Here is a 17,427-nt window from a genome sequence, read left to right on the forward strand (position 1 = left end):
CTTAAGCGGCCCGTATTTCCTGCCATCAAATGTGTCTTTCATTTGGTAAGCAGATTACAGGATATGGAAGATATAATTTGGACGTACATCATCAAAAGGTTGACCAATACGGAAACAGCAGCATCAAGGCAATTGCTCGATGATTGGCTGTCGTCAGATGAGCGTCACCTACAGCAATATCATGAAGCCCGGATGCTATGGGAGTTAACCGCTATGGTCCCCCCGGAAACGGTAGAAACTGATCCGGGAAGACTGAACCTGAACCTGGAAGTTACTCCAGATCTAAATCCAGTAAAACCAGTAGTCTTCTGGAAATACGGGATGGCGGCAACCTTAATTGGTGCCTTATTGTTTATAGCGTTTTATTTTTTTGGAGCACGGACACAAAACCAAAAGGAAGAATGGGTGGTAAGAAAGGCAGAAGCCGGTCAGGTTCTTGAATTGAGACTGCCCGACAGTTCAAGGGTATGGCTAAATGCTGAAACAGAGATTCGTTTTCTTAAGGACTTTACCGGAGAGAAGCTACGTTTGATAAAGCTGCGCGGGGAAGCCTATTTCGAAGTGAAACACGACAGTCGGCAACCCTTTGTCGTAAATAGCGGTGCGCTCAGCACAACTGTATATGGGACAAGTTTCAACGTCAGGGCATACCCGACTGAATCGGAAAGTCAGGTTTCGGTAAACACAGGTAAAGTAGGCGTACAGGCAACAGGCTCAAATACCGAAGCCCTGATGCTCTTGCCAAGTGATCAGCTTAGCTATAAAGAAGGGAAGTTCACTAAGCATAAAATCAATGTCGCAGATGTCGACTCCTGGACAACGGGGGAGTTGATCTTTGAGCAAACACCTATGCCGGAAGTATTTGCCATGCTTTCCCGAAAATATAAAGTGAAGATTGAGTCTGGAAATCAAAATTACAATGCCTGCAAACTTAGCGCCCGTTTCAATAAGCAGCCTTTATCTGTGGTACTCAAAACATTAAATATCTCTATGAACATCAGTTCAAAGCAAATAGCAGACACCATTTATCTTAAAGGAGGAAATTGTATGTAAAATCTGATACGCATAAAAAAACCGTTCTCTTGAGAAAACGGTCCTTTCTTAACCGGTTGGCGGCCACCTTCCGGCTAATGTTAAATTATTTAAATCCAAGAAATTTAAACATTCAAATGTAGTGAAGCCTCACGAGCTTATCAATAAAAAAGGTGAATAAGTAAAGAGGAACTGGCTGTATTTGAACAACAATTATTAAAAATGAAAAAACTAAATGAGACCAAAGGTCTCGTCCAGATGATTATGCGCACTAGCTTAATATTCAGTATCATCACCGCACTCTTTCTCAATATGGTCCATGCTTCGGTAAAAGGCCAGAACGGATTGGACAAAAGTATAAGCATACAGGTGAAGAACCTGGCCTTCACTGATTTTCTGAAGGAGATCGAAAAGCAAACGGGTGTGAGTTTTGTTTATACCAATAAGGAACTGATCAGCGCCCGGGTGACAATTGCAGACCGTGCGAAATCTGCTAGAAGTATACTTAGCCCATTGTTGAAAAGTCACCAATTGATGATGGTTGAGGAAGGAATGATGGTGGTGCTCAAGAAAGCGCCAGTTCCACTGCGTGCAGCAGTGAAGCCAGGTTCTATTGTTGGTTATGTAAAAGACAAAGCCAATAATCAAACCCTTCCTTATGCCACTGTAATCATTAAAGGCAGTAACCAAAAAACGATCACTGATGTGAACGGTTATTTTATCTTCAGCAACCTGAAAGCAGGGAAACTTACGTTGAAAGTAAGTTACATCGGCTACACAGGCGCTGAGTTTGAGTTGACAGTTGTGGACGATAAAACCCTGACTGCCGATCTGAAACTGGAAAGCCAGAGTAATGATATGAAGGGCATCACCATCAGCGGAATCAGAAGGGGGGAAGCTGTAGCCTTAAGTAACATGCGCAATGCAGATAACATCAAGTACGTACTTTCCGAAGAACAGATCGAACGCTTCCCTGACGCAACTGTGGGCGAGGCCATGCAGCGGGTTCCGGGTATTGCCATGGATTATAGTTATGGATTGCCGAGAAATATCATCATCCGCGGATTAGATCAGAGCATGGGTTCTGTGACTTTAAACGGCAACCGTTTGCCATCCACACAAACCAACTCCCGCGATATCGATTTAAATGGTATCCTTTCTTCTACAGTTGAGGCGATTGAAGTCAATAAGACACTAACACCGGATATGGAAGCTGATGGTACTTCTGGTTCTGTAAACATCATTTCCAAAACCCCAAAAGTGGGTATGAAACAGATGCAGGTAAAAGGTTCATTTGGAAACAACTTCCTGTTAGGTAAACAGAATTTCGATGGTGCTGTAAACTTTGGCCAGCGCCAAAATAAATGGGCTTACCTTGCGGGTGTAAATTATAGCAATACCTATAGAGGTGAAGACCGTGTGCAAAAAGATTACGGTACCTACAAAATAAATGGTGCAGATCAGATTCGCCTATCCAATCTGGAATTGGAAGGGACAGATTTACACCGTGAAAATATTGGCTTGCAAGGGGAACTTAGCTTTTTTCCTAATGAGAAAAGCCAGTTGTACGTTCGCACGAACTACAATAAGTTCTACGAGTTACAGACCCGTGGTACTAAAAGCTACAGCATAGGTGGCTATACAGATGAAAGTAATGTAACTGGTGTGACTATTGGTTCAGCTGGTTCGCCGCGTGATTATCACCGTGACCTTTTCAGCGTTTCCCTGGGTGGTAAAACCAATTTCAACAACTGGATCGCCAACATAGACCTTACTTATTCAAGCGGGCTTTACGATCAGCCGATCTATTATGATGGTTATTTTACTTATGGTGGCCTTACTGCCGGTCTGGACATTACTGACCCGCGTGCCCCTCAGCTTAATTTTACCAATGGCGATCCGTCCAATCCTGCTAACTTTAAAACTTCTTCTTATGTAAACAGGCATCAGTTTGCACATGATAAAGATGGTCAGGGATCATTTAACGTACAGCGTACCTTTGACCTGAGTGCCAAAAACAAGTTCATGTTGAAATTTGGCGGACGGTATAAGTACAAAGAAGATTCACACACCCGTAACTACTTTCAGTATACTTTGCAACCGGGAAACAGTGTTTCTATGGATAAGTTCTTGTCTGGTTATTCCAGAAAAGGCTACTTCAATGGCAAATATGATCTCTCGGGAGCCATTGCCAATGGTTACCTGATGGAAGAATATTATCAAGCCAACAGGTCGTTATTTAGTCAAGATGAAACCTATGTGCGTCAAAACACAGATCCGGACTCTTACAGAGGTAGCGAGACTATGGGTGCAGGTTACGTAATGGGTAAGTTAACTCTGGATAAATTGGACATCATTACTGGCTTACGTTATGAGCGCACCGGATTTGAATATGATGGGAATATTGTGAATTTCGACAATGCAGGGAAATACGTAAGCACCAATAAAGTTGCTGTGAAGTCTGCATTTGATGGCTTCTATCCAAGTTTGAATTTAAAATATGCTATTGACTCCCGGACAAACCTAAGAGCTGCAGCTACACGCTCGCTTTCCCGTCCGGGTTACTATGATCTTGTTCCATGGCAAGAGGTTGAACCGCGCAGAAAGCGCATGAAAATTGGTAATCCTGACCTGGACCAGAGTACCTCTACAAATTATGATTTCTTATTCGAACATTACCTGAAATCTCTGGGTCTGATCTCGGGTGGCGTATTCTACAAAGAGATCGAAGATTATATCTATTCAAGCATTTATGCGCAGCAAGGCGGTCAGTTCGATGGCTACCAGGTTACCCAAACTGTAAACGGTGCAAAGGCGCGGGTATACGGATACGAGATTGCATGGCAGCAACAGTTGACTTTCCTTCCTGGTTTTCTGAATGGTTTCGGTATCTATGGTAACTTCACTCAAATCCAATCAAAATTCAAAGTGCCGGGTATTGTGAGCGACCGTACCGTTCGTCTTCCTTCTATGCGTCCAAAAGTGGGGAATGCTTCCCTTTCCTATGAAAAATATGGCTTCTCAGGTCGAATATCTTTAAACTTTTATGAGACCTTCATTAGCGAACTGGCGGCTGAGCAAAAAGATGACCTGATGGAAAAAGGTAGAATGCAATTGGATTTTTCTGCCTCACAGAAAATCAACAAAAAGTTCACCGTATTTATGGGCATAAGCAACATCAACAACGCACAGACGATTTTGGATTATGGCGATGGCCGTCCAAATGACCATAAATATTTCTCAACCTGGGGAAATCTGGGTTTCAAATACAATCCATTTAACTAATTACGATGAAATTATTCTCTTTAGCAGCGCTCTCTTTTTTAATGATGATCCAAGCGGTAAAAGCCCAGTCCTTCAAGGCTGGCGCTTTTCCCGACAGGATCATCCTGACATGGTCGGCAGATCCCTCAACCACGCAGTCTGTGACCTGGAGAACCGACAGTACCGTGACCAGAGCAGTGGCGCAAATTTTGGTTGAGGACAGTTCACCAAAACTCGACAAGCCGGAGGCCAAAGAATACAATGCCACAACATCCAATCTAAAAGGAAAGGAATATGAGGCTGCAAATTACCATAGTGTCACTTTTACCGGTCTGCAGCCTGATCAGTTGTATACCTATAGGGTAGGTGATGGAACTAATTGGAGTGAATGGTTCCAGTTCAGGACAGGTCCTGCTACGGCTAAACCTTTTTCCTTCATCTATTTGGGCGATGCACAGAACGATATCAGGTCAAAATGGTCCAGGGTGATCCGTAAGGCCTTTGCTACGCATGGCGACGCGCGTTTCATCGTACATGCCGGTGATCTGATCAACCGTTCCAACAATGATAGCGAATGGGGCGAATGGCATTTTGGTGGCGGTTTTATTAATGGCATGATCCCCAGCATTCCATCCTCTGGTAACCACGAGTATTTCAGAGATGAGCAGAAAGTGCTTACCCTGGATCCGCATTGGAGGGAACAATATACCCTGCCGGAAAATGGCCCCAAGGGTTTGGAGGAATCGGTGTATTACATCGACTATGCGAATGTCCGCTTGATTTCCTTAAATTCCCAGATGATCGTTTTGGATTCCAATTCCCTGAAAACCCAGGCCGCCTGGCTGGAAGAGGTTTTGAAAAACAATCCGAAACAATGGACGATGATCACCTATCACCATCCCATTTATTCTACGGCCAAAGGACGGGATAATAAGGAGTTCCGGGAACTGTTCAAACCTTTGTTCGATAAGTACCATGTCGATATATTGATGCAGGGACACGACCATACTTACAGCCGCGGTCAAAATTTGGGAACGGGAGTTTCCGGAAGGGTAGGCGGGCCAATGTATGTCGTTTCGGTGGCAGGACCAAAAATGTACAAAGTGGATGTAACTCCGAAATGGATGGATATTTTTACAGAGAATACCCAACTGTTTCAGATCATTTCCGTCGATGGAGAAAACCTGACTTATACTGCCTACAAAGCTTCAGGTGAAGTTTTTGATGCTTTTAAATTGAAGAAAGTTTCCAAAGATAAAGCAGCTGTTTTTACTGATCTGACAAAGAAGAAAAAGTAAAAACTGTCATTTTAAGGGAGGAGAAATCTCTTGTTTTACTTAAATGTAGGATTTCTCCTCCTTCGAAATGACGGTTTTTTGTTACCTGTTCTCTAGCGAGACATTGTAAATGTCGTACCAATCCTGGTGATCTAAATCGACCGAAAAGGCATTGGCGATATTCCGGATGCGCTGCTCATTCCTTGTTCCGATCAGTGGAAGCGCGCCAAGTTTATGTAACCAGGCAATGGCCAATGATTCAATATCTACGCCATATTTCTCTCCCAGTTCTTCCAGTTTTGCCCTTACTTTGACAGCCTGGGTATCTGTACCCTCGGCAATTCTGCCTTCTGCCAATGGTGCATAAGCCAGTGGACGCATATAACGCTGCTTAATGTAATCGATCTGTCCGTTCTCAAGTGCCTGTGTATTCAGCAGGTTGAACTCGATGTGATTGGTCACTATAGGCTTGTTGAGGTAAGCTGCCAGCAATTGGTGCTGAAAAACTGAAAAATTGGCCACGCCGATGTTCTTGATTTTCCCAGACTCTTTCAATTGCTCCAATACCAAAGCTGTCTCTTCCAGATTAGAAATCGGATCCAGCTTATCCAGCAGGAAAATATCAATATAGTCAGTTTTTAATTTCTTTAATGACCGCTCCACACTTTCAGTAATGTGACTGGCAGAGGTATCATAATGTTTGATCCTGACGCCAGGATTTTCAGCATGAGGAACCCGGAGTCCGCATTTGGTGAATAATACTACATCTGAGCGCTTTACCACACCTTCCTGCAGCAGCTTTCCAAAAAGCTCTTCACATTTGAAATTGCCATAGTGATCGCTGTGTTCGAAAGTGTTGATGCCCAGTTCCAGGCATAAATCTACAATTTGTCGTAAGGTACGTTCCGTATTGGCTACATCGTCCCATCTGTAGAAGCCATAAACTGCAGGTGAAACTTTAGGGCCCGCATCCCCCATGTATATCTTTTGCATAGACCCAAATTTAATGAATATTTATGATTCTTAACTAATATCTACTAATTTGATAGATTTAGTTTGTTTTTAGGGAAATAGCCATTACATTTGTTAACCAATGACCAACTTGAGTTTAAAATGAAAAGAACTTTACACCAGAAAAAGAAATACGCTCCCGTAATTTCTAATGAGATGAAAATCGTCATCCACTGTTGTTGCTGCACCATGCAATAGCCATTCCGCTATGATTTAAAATATACAATAAAGACAGGGATCAGATCCCTGCCTTTATTCAGGCTTCCAGTACGCAACGCCAATCACTTACTGAAATGCCGACAGTTTTAACCATTCGATTATTAATCATTAAAACTTTTTAAAGTTATGCAAAATTTTAAAAAGGTTAGGCGCTATGCTTATGCCTTATTAAAAATGACACTGTTGTTGAGCAGCAGTGTCCCGGTATGGATCCTCATACCACAACATACACTGGCCCAGACGCAGCCCCTGATCAATTCCACTTTAAAAGGACAGGTGATCGACTCAGTGACCAATCAGGGCATTCCTGGTGTCACGGTCCATATCACCGGTACTACACACTCCGTGCAGACGAGCAGCGACGGCAGGTTCGATTTTGTAACGGGACAAAAATTCCCCTATACTTTAGAGATCAGACACCTTGCTTACGAAAAGAAAGATGTTGTAGCCAATGGTAGTCCCATCGTTATCCGCTTAAAGGAAGTATCCAGTCAGCTAAATGATGTACTGATTGTAGGGTACGGGACACAAACCCGCAAAAGCGTTGTGGGAGCAGTAGCAAAAATCAGTGCGGCGGAGACGAAACAGGTTCCGGTAGCCAGCTTTGATGCCCAGTTACAAGGACGTGCAGCAGGAGTACAGGTCAATACCTATTCGGGTTCACCTGGCGAGGGGGTAAAAGTACAGGTCCGTGGTACGGCTTCCATCAACGCCAGCAATGAACCTTTGTATGTGATCGATGGGGTATTCGTGAACAACAATTCATTATCAACCCTGGATCTGGGCGGAAAAAGGACCTCACCACTAGCAGATATCAATCCGGCAGATATAGAAAGTATAGAAGTACTGAAAGATGCGAGTGCCATTGCCATTTACGGTTCAAGGGGTGCCAATGGCGTTATTCTCGTGACCACAAAGCGGGGTACGTACAACTTTGGCAGAACCAGATACAACCTGGAGATCTCACATGGCTGGCAGAAAGCCGATCCGGACCGGCTTTGGAAATTAACTACCGGACCTGAGCACGCCGCTTTGGTCAATGAACAATGGATCAATTCGGGTATAGATAAGCCTAGCCTGAACCAGACTTTTGCCAATCGCCCCTTCCGCCCGGTCACTGAAGTCATCAATGGTGTCGCAGGGCGTGGTAATCCGGAAGACCAACAGACTTATGACCGCCTGGAAAGGGTATTCCGCACCGCACAGGTCAGTAACTACGATTTCGGCATCCAGGGTGGCAGTGAGAAGATCCGTTACAACATTGGCGCAGGCTTCACCGATCAGGAAGGTATTCTTAAACCTGCTGATTTCCAGAGGGCAAGTTTTAAGTTGAACCTCGACAGTAAATTGAGTGATAAAGTGACCCTCAGTTCCAGCAACGGTGCCTACCGCACTTTCAGACAGCAGGTGAGGGGCGGGGCAGGTCAACAGGCCGGGCATTTACTGGCCGCATTGCACCACCCAACCTATCTGCCTTTGCTCAATGCAGACGGCACTCCGGCACGGGGCTCTATTTATGAGAACATCGACAACCTGACCAATACCGACATTACCAATATCTCCACCACCAGTATCCGCTATATCGGCAACCAGTCGGTGGAGGTCGATATCATTCCCGGACTGAAGTTCAAGTCTTCAGTTGGATTGGATTACAATACTTATGATGAGAGGGAGTTTTTCAATGATCAAACCATTATTGGAGGTGCACCAAATCCACTGGGCTACCGTAAGGATGTGCACACCACCAGCACCATATTTCAAAATGAGCAGATCCTAACTTATACCACAGCCATCAATGCAAGGCAAAACATCACCGCACTCTTAGGGAACAGCATCCAAAGTACGGATGTCCAGATCGCGCAGGCAGTTGGACAAGGATTTCCAAACAATTCCTTTCAGCAAATCTCGGCAGCTTCAGTCAGGACCGCCGACCAGCGCAGATCTAAGTCGACCCTTGCTTCCTTCTTTGGCCGTTTAAATTATAGCCTCGATAGTAAGTATTTCTTAGAAGCGGTATTGAGGGCAGATGGTTCCAGTAAATTCGGCGCCAATAATCGCTGGGGCTATTTTCCAGGTATAGGCGCTTCATGGCGCATCAAAGAGGAGGCCTTTCTGAAAAATGTGGAAAGTATCTCTGAATTGAAATTAAGATTCAGCGCAGGTTCGGCGGGTAACCAAAATGGGATCAATGATTACGCGGCACTGGGTTTATGGTCAGGCTCAGCGGCCTACCCGGATAACCTGAGCAGCGGACCTAAACCTGGAGTAGCACCTGCCCAACTCGAAAACCCGGATCTGAAATGGGAAAGGACTACTACTTATAACGCAGGTATCGATCTGGGCTTATTTAAAGACCGGCTTTTCATCAATTTTGATGCGTATTATAAATATACCACAGATGCCTTACTTTACCTGCCGGTACCACAGTCCACCGGATATGCCAGCACCCTGGCCAATGCAGGGGAGGTCAGCAACAAAGGGATTGAGCTGGGTATCACCGGCAATGTCATCAAATCAAAAGATTTTGAATGGACGGCTAACTTCAATATAGCACGCAACGTCAACCGTGCCGAAAAACTGGTAAGCCCGATCACTTTTGAAGCCCGGGAATACCGAAGAACAGAGGAGGGGGCTCCATTGGGGAGCTTCTGGCTATATAAACAGCTCTATGTAGATCCAAAAACAGGGGATGCCATATTTCAGCGTGCTGATGGAAGTACGGGAACAACGGTGACTACCGCCGACAGACAGCTGATGGGCAATCTGATCCCTGATTTTTTCGGCGGTTTCTCCAATAACTTTTCTTACAAAGGATTTGATGCAGGACTGTTCTTTTCCTTCCAATCGGGAAATAAATTATTCAACTTCAATAAATACATCCTGGAAGGTGGAGGCACCAGGGATGCTTCAAGATCTATTCTTGCCAGTCAGCTCAACAGATGGCAGAAGGAGGGAGACTTCACCAACACCCCCCGTGTAACCAGTGTCGGAAATAATTACAACATTGAGCAAAACAGTCGCTATCTGGAAGATGGTTCTTTCATCAGGCTCAAGACTGCCAGTATCGGCTATACTTTGCCCAAATCCATTACTTCTAAAGCCGGACTGAACAAAGTACGTTTGTATGCCTTGGGTACCAATCTTTGGATCACCACCAAATATACCGGGGCAGACCCGGAAAGTTCCGGTAGTTCGGGACAAAATCTGGATGGCCTGGATACTGCCACCCCGCCACAACCCAGGGGAATTCAGTTTGGTGCAAACATCACATTCTAATTTTTACGATCATGAATATTCAACATAAAATACTCTTGGTGCTGGTACTGTTTGTCAGTATATCTTCCAGTTCCTGCAAGAAATTTCTGGAGGAAAGGCCTTATGACACCATTCCCGACGACAATACCATCTATGATAAGTCTTCCGCAGAAGCTGCGGTAAGGGGCGCCTACAGAGCACTCGCCAGCCTCAACTATGGTGCGGGTTTTCAAAACACGATCCTGCAATCGGGCGGAGACATCAAATCACTCAATAATGCCCAAACCGATCTGAACGTGATCAATTACGACCTGCGATCCGATATTGCTTTTCTGTCCACCTATTGGGGCAATTTTTACAATACCATCAATCGCAGTAACCATATCATAGAAAAGCTTCCTGGAGTGACCGATATCAAATTGACGCTTGCGCAAAGGGACCAATTGCTGGGTGAAGCCTACTTCATCCGGGCAATCTCTTATTTCGACTTGGCACGCACCTTTGGTAATGTGCAACTCTTTTTGAGTCCGACCAAGGTGGTCGCTGATAAACTGGGTGTCAAGCAAAGCACAGCCGCACAGGTCTATGCCCAGGTACTCGACGACCTGAATAAAGCAGAACCCTTGCTTCAAACGACAGTGTTGCGGAACCGCGTCAGCAAATCTACCGTCAACGCACTACGCGCAAGACTATATCTATACACTAAAAAGTATACGGAAGCTGAGGCTGATGCCAATATTGTCCTCTCCAATACTGCTTACAAACTGATCAAGCCCTTTGCCCTGGCTGCTGGAACCACAGAATCTATATTGGAACTTTCTTATAGTGTCAATGATGTGAACGCAGGTTACGCGCAATGGAATACGAGCAACAGAGCTTTGGAGCCGAAGCCGGCAATTCACAACCTCCTCAATGATCCGAATGTGGGGGGCGACCGCAAACTGCTTTCTGTGAGAAATTCAGCAGGACAGTTTATCGGCGGTATTTATCCCACCAATACTTCAGCTGGCTACCTCATCCGAACTGCGGAGATCCACCTGATCCGCGCAGAAGCAAGGATACTGAAAACCAGTCCGGATCTGCAGGGTGCTATAGATGACCTCAATGCAGTGCGCACACGCGCCAATGTGCCTGCATTGTCCAATACACTCAGTAAAGAAGATATTTTACTCGCGATAGAAAACGAAAGGCGCGTAGAGTTTGCCCTTGAGCCTTTCCGTTGGTTTGATATCGTGCGTACTGGCCGGGCCGCGGCGGTATTCAACCTGAGCGATCCCAACAAATACATATTCCCCATCCCGGCTGGAGAAATCCTTGCCGATCCCTCCCTGGTGCAAAATCCGGGATATGGTAAGAATTAAAAACATTGATCATGAACGAAAATAGTCATTCAAAAACTCAGCAGCCTTTCCGGGAATGGAAAGGTTACGAGAAAAACCTCTTTCGGTTTTTCTTTATCTTCCTGATCATTCAGATCGTACCGGTCGACTGGAAATTTTACCACAAGCTGCTTTCCATCAACTGGCTGCAGCTGCACTTCCATGACCTTTTCGAATTGAGCAAATACCAGCCACAGTTCTTTAGTGAGGAAACGCTGGACAGCTGGTACATCGGCAGTTTTGCCAATTGGCTCCTGTTTGCCCTGCTTGCGGCCATTGGCACTGTGGTCTGGGCCAGGTTAGATGCACAACGCAGGGAGTATACAGTTTTGTATTACTGGCTCAGGGTTTTGGTTCGCTACCGTCTGGCTTTTGTACTGATTACCTATGGCTTCATCAAATTTTTCCCCTTGCAGATGCCTTATCCTTCACTCAGTAATTTGCTGACGAATTACGGTGATTACTTTGCCTGGAAAATCTACTTTCAAACCGTAGGCATCGCTCCGAAATATGAATCCTTCCTTGGCTTTGTAGAAATTCTGGCCGCTTTTCTTTTGTTCAACCGCAGGACCGTCACCTTTGGCGTAGGCCTGATCTTTGGCTTCCTGGGAAATGTGGCTGTAGCCAATGGATTTTACGCCATCGGCGAAGCGGTCTTAAGTACCTTTATTGTCCTCCTGGCTGCCTTTTTGTTCGCTTATGATATTCCCCGCTTGTATGATCTGCTGGTCAGGGAAGTTCCCGCCAGGGCCAATAAATTCAGCTACAGCTTTAATGCTAAAGCCCGGCGCTTGCGTCTGCTGGCCAAAGCAGCCTTTTTGCTGTTTGTCCTGATCTTCGCGTACAAGGCTTTTGATAATTATACCAATGACCCTTATAAAATTCCACATACTCCCGGGCTTGACAAAGCTTACGGTTATTACCAGGTCAGGGAATTTGTACTCAATAAAGACACCATCCCTTACTCCAAGACAGACCCCAACCGCTGGCAGGATGTGATCTTCGAAAAATGGTCGACCCTTACGATCAGGCAAAACCGTCCTGTAAAGATCGACTTCTCCAGTGGGGAAGCAGTTCATGAAAAAGACATCGACCGGAACTACGAACTGGCAGGTTTCGCTGGCCGGCATTACTTCTATTATGAAGCAGATACTCTGAAGCATACCCTGTCCCTTCAGAACAAAAATAAAAACCACCGGACTGAACGGATGCAATTGAAGTATGAAAGGCCAAATGATTCTACGATCCTGCTTTCCGGCACCAATGAAAGACAGGATTCTATCCACGTCGTGCTCAGCAGGATCAATAAAAAGTACATGATGTTTGAAGGCCGCCGCAAGCCGGTTAAAATCTAATCCAAAGCAATTGCTATGACTACATTTGATACAAAAACCTGGACGAAATCACAGAAGGTTGCCTTCAGGATCGCATTTTTATACCTGCTCTTTCTCTGTATTCCCACGTATCCCAAATTCTATGAAGAGCTTTTTAGTTTGCGCTGGGGCAAGATTACTTATCATGATTTTCAGGCGATTGTGGCTTTCTGGCCACCACAGTTTGTGACCATTGAATCAGAAGAAGGGGTTTTCGGACTGCTGAATTACATCAACCTGATCCTGCTGTTTGCCGGCGCAGTCGTAGGCGGACTCATCTGGACCGTACTGGACCGCAAATCTACTCAATACGAAAAGTTATACTACTGGATCAGGGTACTGGCCCGTTATCGCCTGGCTTATGGTATGGTGGGTTGGGGTTTAAAGAAGGCTTTTCCCATGCAGATGGTGTTCCCAACAGTAGGGATGCTCAATACGCCATTTATTGATATGGCAGAGAAGAAATTGTATTGGTCGCATGTAGGTGTGTCTTTTTGGTACACAGTCTTTCTGGGCTTTGCAGAGATCATACCCGGACTCCTTTTGCTCAACCGCAAAACTTCGCCATTGGGTGCGGCCCTTGCGGCAGTGGTTACTTTCAATATCTGTATTGCCAATCACGCCTATGATGCCGGGGTAGCTGTTCCCGCAGCTTATTTTGCCATCATTGGCATATTTATCGTATGGTACGATCTGCCGAAGATCTGGAACCTGCTGGTCAATGAACAGGACATCCAACCCTACCGCTACCAACCTGTAATCTCAGAAGACTGGCAGCGTAAACTGGCTTTCGGCCTCAAATGGACCTTCAACTTTCTCTTTGTACCTGTAGCTGCGGGTCTATGGGCCTATGGTTTTTTCTTTGGAAACAATTACAACATCCCAAGCACTCCGGGCCTGGTAGGAGCCAAAGGTTATTACAACGTGGAGGAATTCAAACTTAATGGAAAGCTGATTCCTTATAGCCCTCAGGATTCCATCCGCTGGCAGGATGCGACCTTCGAACAATGGTCTTCCTTAAGTTATAAGACCAACCGGGGAGCTATTGCCGACAGGATGATCGGTTACTCACCGCTTAGGGTAAAAAACGACAAAAAGAACAATAAGCTGAACCAGGTAAACACCCAGGATTCTGATGAATTGCAAAAGCTCAAGAAAAACCGCGATCTGGGGGTTACCCGATGGGAAGTAGGGGGTATGGCAGGCGAACGCAGGTATTTCTTCTACAATGCAGATACTTTGAAAAAGATACTGTACCTGCAAAATAAAAACAAGAACCATAAGGACGAGACTCAGGTACTGCATTACAGCAGACCCGCTGATGGCCGGATTATTTTAAAAGGAACCAACGAATTTCAGGATTCCATTTCCGTCGTACTGTACCGCATAAATAAAAAATACCCCTTAGTGGAAGGTAGAAATAGCAATATTAAAGCCTATTAAAATCAAATATCCATATCTTCACATTTGCAGCTGCTGAGAAATGAACAATACAAAGACTGAATACGATGCGATAGTGATAGGTTCCGGCCCCAATGGCTTAGCGGCCGCCATTACGATGCAGCAGGAAGGCCTTTCTGTACTACTTATAGAAGGAAAAGGAGAGATTGGAGGTGGTCTGCGCTCTGCGGAGCTGACCCTGCCCGGATTCGTGCATGACGTATGTTCGGCTATCCATCCATTGGCCCTGGGTTCGCCTTTCTTCAATACTTTACCACTTGCAGATCATGGACTGCACTATACTTTCCCTGAACTGGCTGCTGCTCACCCCTTTGATGGTGGTACAGCGGCAGTGCTGGGCAGTTCTATTACAGAAACTGCGACCTTGTTGGGCAGGGACAAGGAGGCCTACCTCAAGCTCATCGAGCCGGTTGTGCGCGACTGGCCCAATATTGCAGCCGATGTACTGGGGCCATTGAGCTTCCCAAAACATCCCATCGCTATGGCAAAATTTGGACTGAAAGCACTCAGTTCTGCATCTTTTCTCGCAAGAAGATTCGAAACCAGGGAAGCCAAAGGGCTTTGGGCAGGAATGGCTGCGCATTCCATACAACCCTTGAGTAACCTGACTACTTCCGCCATCGGTCTTGTTCTGATGACCGCCGCCCACGTTAAAGGATGGCCCATTCCATTGGGCGGTTCCCAGGAAATTGCCAATGCCCTCAGCTCATATTTTCTCTCTCTTGGGGGAAGGATTGAGACTGGCAGGTATGTAAAATCTCTAGCAGAATTGCCGGCGGCAAAAACGGTATTGTTCGATGTGACGCCCAAACAATTGCTGCAGATTGCCGGACATAAATTCTCTTCCATCTATAAATGGCAATTGGAACGCTACCGATATGGTATGGGTGTATTTAAGGTCGATTGGGCTTTGGACGGACAGGTTCCATTTACTGCTCCGGAGGCCAGAAGGGCAGGCACGGTTCATCTGGGTAATACGCTCGAAGAGATCTCTTTATCTGAACGTCAATGCTGGAAGGGGCAACATGCTGAAAATCCGTTTGTACTGCTTGCCCAGCAGAGTTTGTTCGACGATACCCGGGCACCTGAAGGCAAGCATACGGCATGGGCCTATTGTCATGTGCCCAACGGTTCTACCAAAGACATGACCGATATCATTGAACGTCAGGTGGAGCGTTTCGCTCCGGGTTTCCGTGACCTCATCATCGGAAAACATACCATGAATACCGCCCAGGTAGAAGAATACAATCCGAATTACATTGGTGGCGATATCAATGGAGGGGTAATTGATCTTGGACAAATTTTTACCAGACCGGCACTCAGAACTTCACCCTACCGTACCTCAGCCAAAGGCTTGTATATCTGTTCTTCTTCTACTCCTCCGGGTGGTGGAGTGCATGGTATGTGCGGCTACCATGCTGCCAAACGGGCATTGAAGGACATTTTTTCTATAGAAACACAAATCAAACAAATCCTATAAAATGACAGATCAAAAAAAACTGGTCGTACACGAAGACTGGGCTGTCGTCATCCTTGGCGGCTTAATTATACTCTTAGCCTTAGCAGGCATATCATTGACCGTTCCCGCCTTTAGCTGGGGAACTACGGCAGAATTGACCAGGAAGGTACTTTCGTCCGCCAACCTACAGTTGATCGGCATCCAGTTCCTATTTGTTTTGGTTATCGCTGCACTGGGCGCCCTGATTACCGGAAAATCAGTTGCTGCCAGCCTTAAAACCTTTCCGATCGTTTATATACTGACTGTGATTGCCTTGGTACTTGCCGGCAATGCACAGGTAAAAGCACTTAATTTAGAAGCGGTTATTTTTAGCCTGGGTATAGGTTTACTGATCGGCAATTTCCTTAAACTGCCGGAATGGCTCAAATCTTCTTTATCTACAGAGCTATTCGTCAAGATTGGCCTCGTGCTATTGGGTACCAGCGTGATCTTCTCAGACATTCTGAAAGCAGGATCCCTGGGATTGATCCAGGCCCTGGTGGTTGTACTCTCCGTTTGGTATTTTGCTTTCTGGTTGTGTAAAAAACTGAAAGTAGACGATGAACTGACCATGATGATTTCCAGTGCAGTATCGATCTGCGGAGTTTCTGCAGCAATTGCCACTTCAGGCGCCATTAAAGGGGATTCCAAAAAGCTTTCCTACGTCATTTCAATGGTATTGATCACGGCCATTCCAATGATGATCTTTATGCCTTACATCGCAGCTTATTTCAATTTCCCACAGGCCGTTACGGGTGCATGGTTGGGTGGTAGTATAGATACTACGGGCGCAGTGGTTGCTTCAGGTACATTGGTAGGGGAAGAAGCATTGAAGATCAGTACCATTGTCAAGTTCTCACAAAATGTATTGCTCGGCATCGCGGCTTTCGCTATATCGGTATACTGGACTTACACCAATCATCCTGCCGGAAAAGACAAAGCAGAGAAGCCTACGCTTGGCGTCATTTGGGAGCGTTTCCCTAAATTCGTGATTGGCTTTGTAGCCGCTTCTGTGTTGTTCTCCTTCTTCATCTCCCCTGAAAGCAATACCGCTGTTAAAGGCAGTTTGAAAAATCTTCAGGGACTTTGGTTTGCCCTCGCCTTTACCAGCATCGGACTGGAAACCAATTTCAAGGATTTATTCAGTCGCAATAGCAAGACGCCATTTTACGCCTTCATCATTGCTCAGGGCTTTAATATTTTGGTTACCTTGGTTATCGCATTTTTCCTCTTCGCATAATTGTGGTAATTTTAAGGTATGAAAAATAATTCGATCTCTTACGTTTTGGTTCGCCTGGCAGTGGCGATGAGCATGTTCGGTCATGGCCTGGTGCGCTTACCCAAGTTGGAAGCTTTTAGCAACTGGATGCTGGGCAATTTCGAAAGGTCGTTCCTCCCTAACGCGTTGGTACTGCCTTTCAGTTATGCGCTTCCTGTTGCGGAGTTTGTTGTCGGCCTTTTGTTGCTGATCGGACTATTCACAAAACAGGCGCTGATAGCAGGCGCTGTGATCATGATCGCACTCATCTTCGGTTCCAGTTGCATAGAAGAATGGAGCGCCATTCCTTCACAATTGATCCATACGCTTATCTTTGCTTACCTGCTTGCATATCTGGACCTGAATGCTTTTACTCTGGACCGCAAAAAAACTGTTTAAT

General features: G+C 45.6%; 11 protein-coding genes. 10 read left to right on the forward strand and 1 reads right to left on the reverse strand.

Features of this window, described 5'->3' with window-relative positions; translation table 11 throughout:
• Positions 1-63 precede the first annotated feature (63 nt).
• The 3 genes from WAE59_RS11835 (at position 64) to WAE59_RS11845 (ending at position 5,594) form a co-directional block, all read left to right on the forward strand.
• Positions 64-1,053 (forward strand): FecR family protein, encoded by a 990-nt coding sequence (locus WAE59_RS11835; RefSeq protein WP_337856169.1) that lies wholly within the window; start codon positions 64-66, stop codon positions 1,051-1,053.
• 201 nt (positions 1,054-1,254) lie between these two features.
• Positions 1,255-4,317: a TonB-dependent receptor gene (locus tag WAE59_RS11840; RefSeq protein ID WP_337856170.1), complete on the forward strand. Its 3,063-nt coding sequence runs from the start codon at positions 1,255-1,257 to the stop codon at positions 4,315-4,317.
• 5 nt (positions 4,318-4,322) lie between these two features.
• On the forward strand, positions 4,323-5,594 hold the full coding sequence (locus WAE59_RS11845) for a metallophosphoesterase family protein (RefSeq protein ID WP_337856171.1): 1,272 nt from the start codon (positions 4,323-4,325) through the stop codon (positions 5,592-5,594).
• Positions 5,595-5,675: 81 nt separating this feature from the next.
• Here WAE59_RS11845 and WAE59_RS11850 read toward each other — a convergent pair whose 3' ends face one another.
• Complete coding sequence (locus tag WAE59_RS11850) at positions 5,676-6,566, reverse strand: aldo/keto reductase (RefSeq protein WP_337856172.1); 891 nt, start codon at positions 6,564-6,566, stop codon at positions 5,676-5,678.
• A 363-nt stretch (positions 6,567-6,929) separates the two neighbouring features.
• On the opposite strand from WAE59_RS11850, the gene WAE59_RS11855 reads away from it, so the two are divergent.
• The 7 genes from WAE59_RS11855 to WAE59_RS11885 are packed head-to-tail and all read left to right on the forward strand — an operon-like array spanning position 6,930 to position 17,426.
• Positions 6,930-10,079: a SusC/RagA family TonB-linked outer membrane protein gene (locus tag WAE59_RS11855; protein ID WP_337856173.1), complete on the forward strand. Its 3,150-nt coding sequence runs from the start codon at positions 6,930-6,932 to the stop codon at positions 10,077-10,079.
• 11 nt (positions 10,080-10,090) lie between these two features.
• Positions 10,091-11,419, forward strand: a complete 1,329-nt coding sequence (locus WAE59_RS11860) for a RagB/SusD family nutrient uptake outer membrane protein (protein ID WP_337856174.1) — start codon at positions 10,091-10,093, stop codon at positions 11,417-11,419.
• An 11-nt stretch (positions 11,420-11,430) separates the two neighbouring features.
• Positions 11,431-12,792: a DoxX family protein gene (locus WAE59_RS11865; RefSeq protein WP_337856175.1), complete on the forward strand. Its 1,362-nt coding sequence runs from the start codon at positions 11,431-11,433 to the stop codon at positions 12,790-12,792.
• 15 nt (positions 12,793-12,807) lie between these two features.
• Positions 12,808-14,253, forward strand: a complete 1,446-nt coding sequence (locus tag WAE59_RS11870) for a hypothetical protein (RefSeq protein ID WP_337856176.1) — start codon at positions 12,808-12,810, stop codon at positions 14,251-14,253.
• 40 nt (positions 14,254-14,293) lie between these two features.
• Positions 14,294-15,751, forward strand: a complete 1,458-nt coding sequence (locus WAE59_RS11875) for a phytoene desaturase family protein (RefSeq protein ID WP_337856177.1) — start codon at positions 14,294-14,296, stop codon at positions 15,749-15,751.
• A gap of 1 nt (position 15,752) precedes the next feature.
• Positions 15,753-17,009, forward strand: coding sequence for a YeiH family protein (locus tag WAE59_RS11880; RefSeq protein ID WP_337856178.1), 1,257 nt, complete (start codon positions 15,753-15,755; stop codon positions 17,007-17,009).
• Between the two features lie 18 nt (positions 17,010-17,027).
• Positions 17,028-17,426 carry a DoxX family membrane protein gene (locus WAE59_RS11885; protein WP_337856179.1) on the forward strand — a complete coding sequence of 133 codons (399 nt, stop codon included), beginning with the start codon at positions 17,028-17,030 and terminating at the stop codon, positions 17,424-17,426.
• Position 17,427 lies beyond the last annotated feature (1 nt).

It is taken from the genome of Pedobacter sp. GR22-6 (assembly GCF_037402555.1).
GTDB lineage: Bacteria > Bacteroidota > Bacteroidia > Sphingobacteriales > Sphingobacteriaceae > Pedobacter.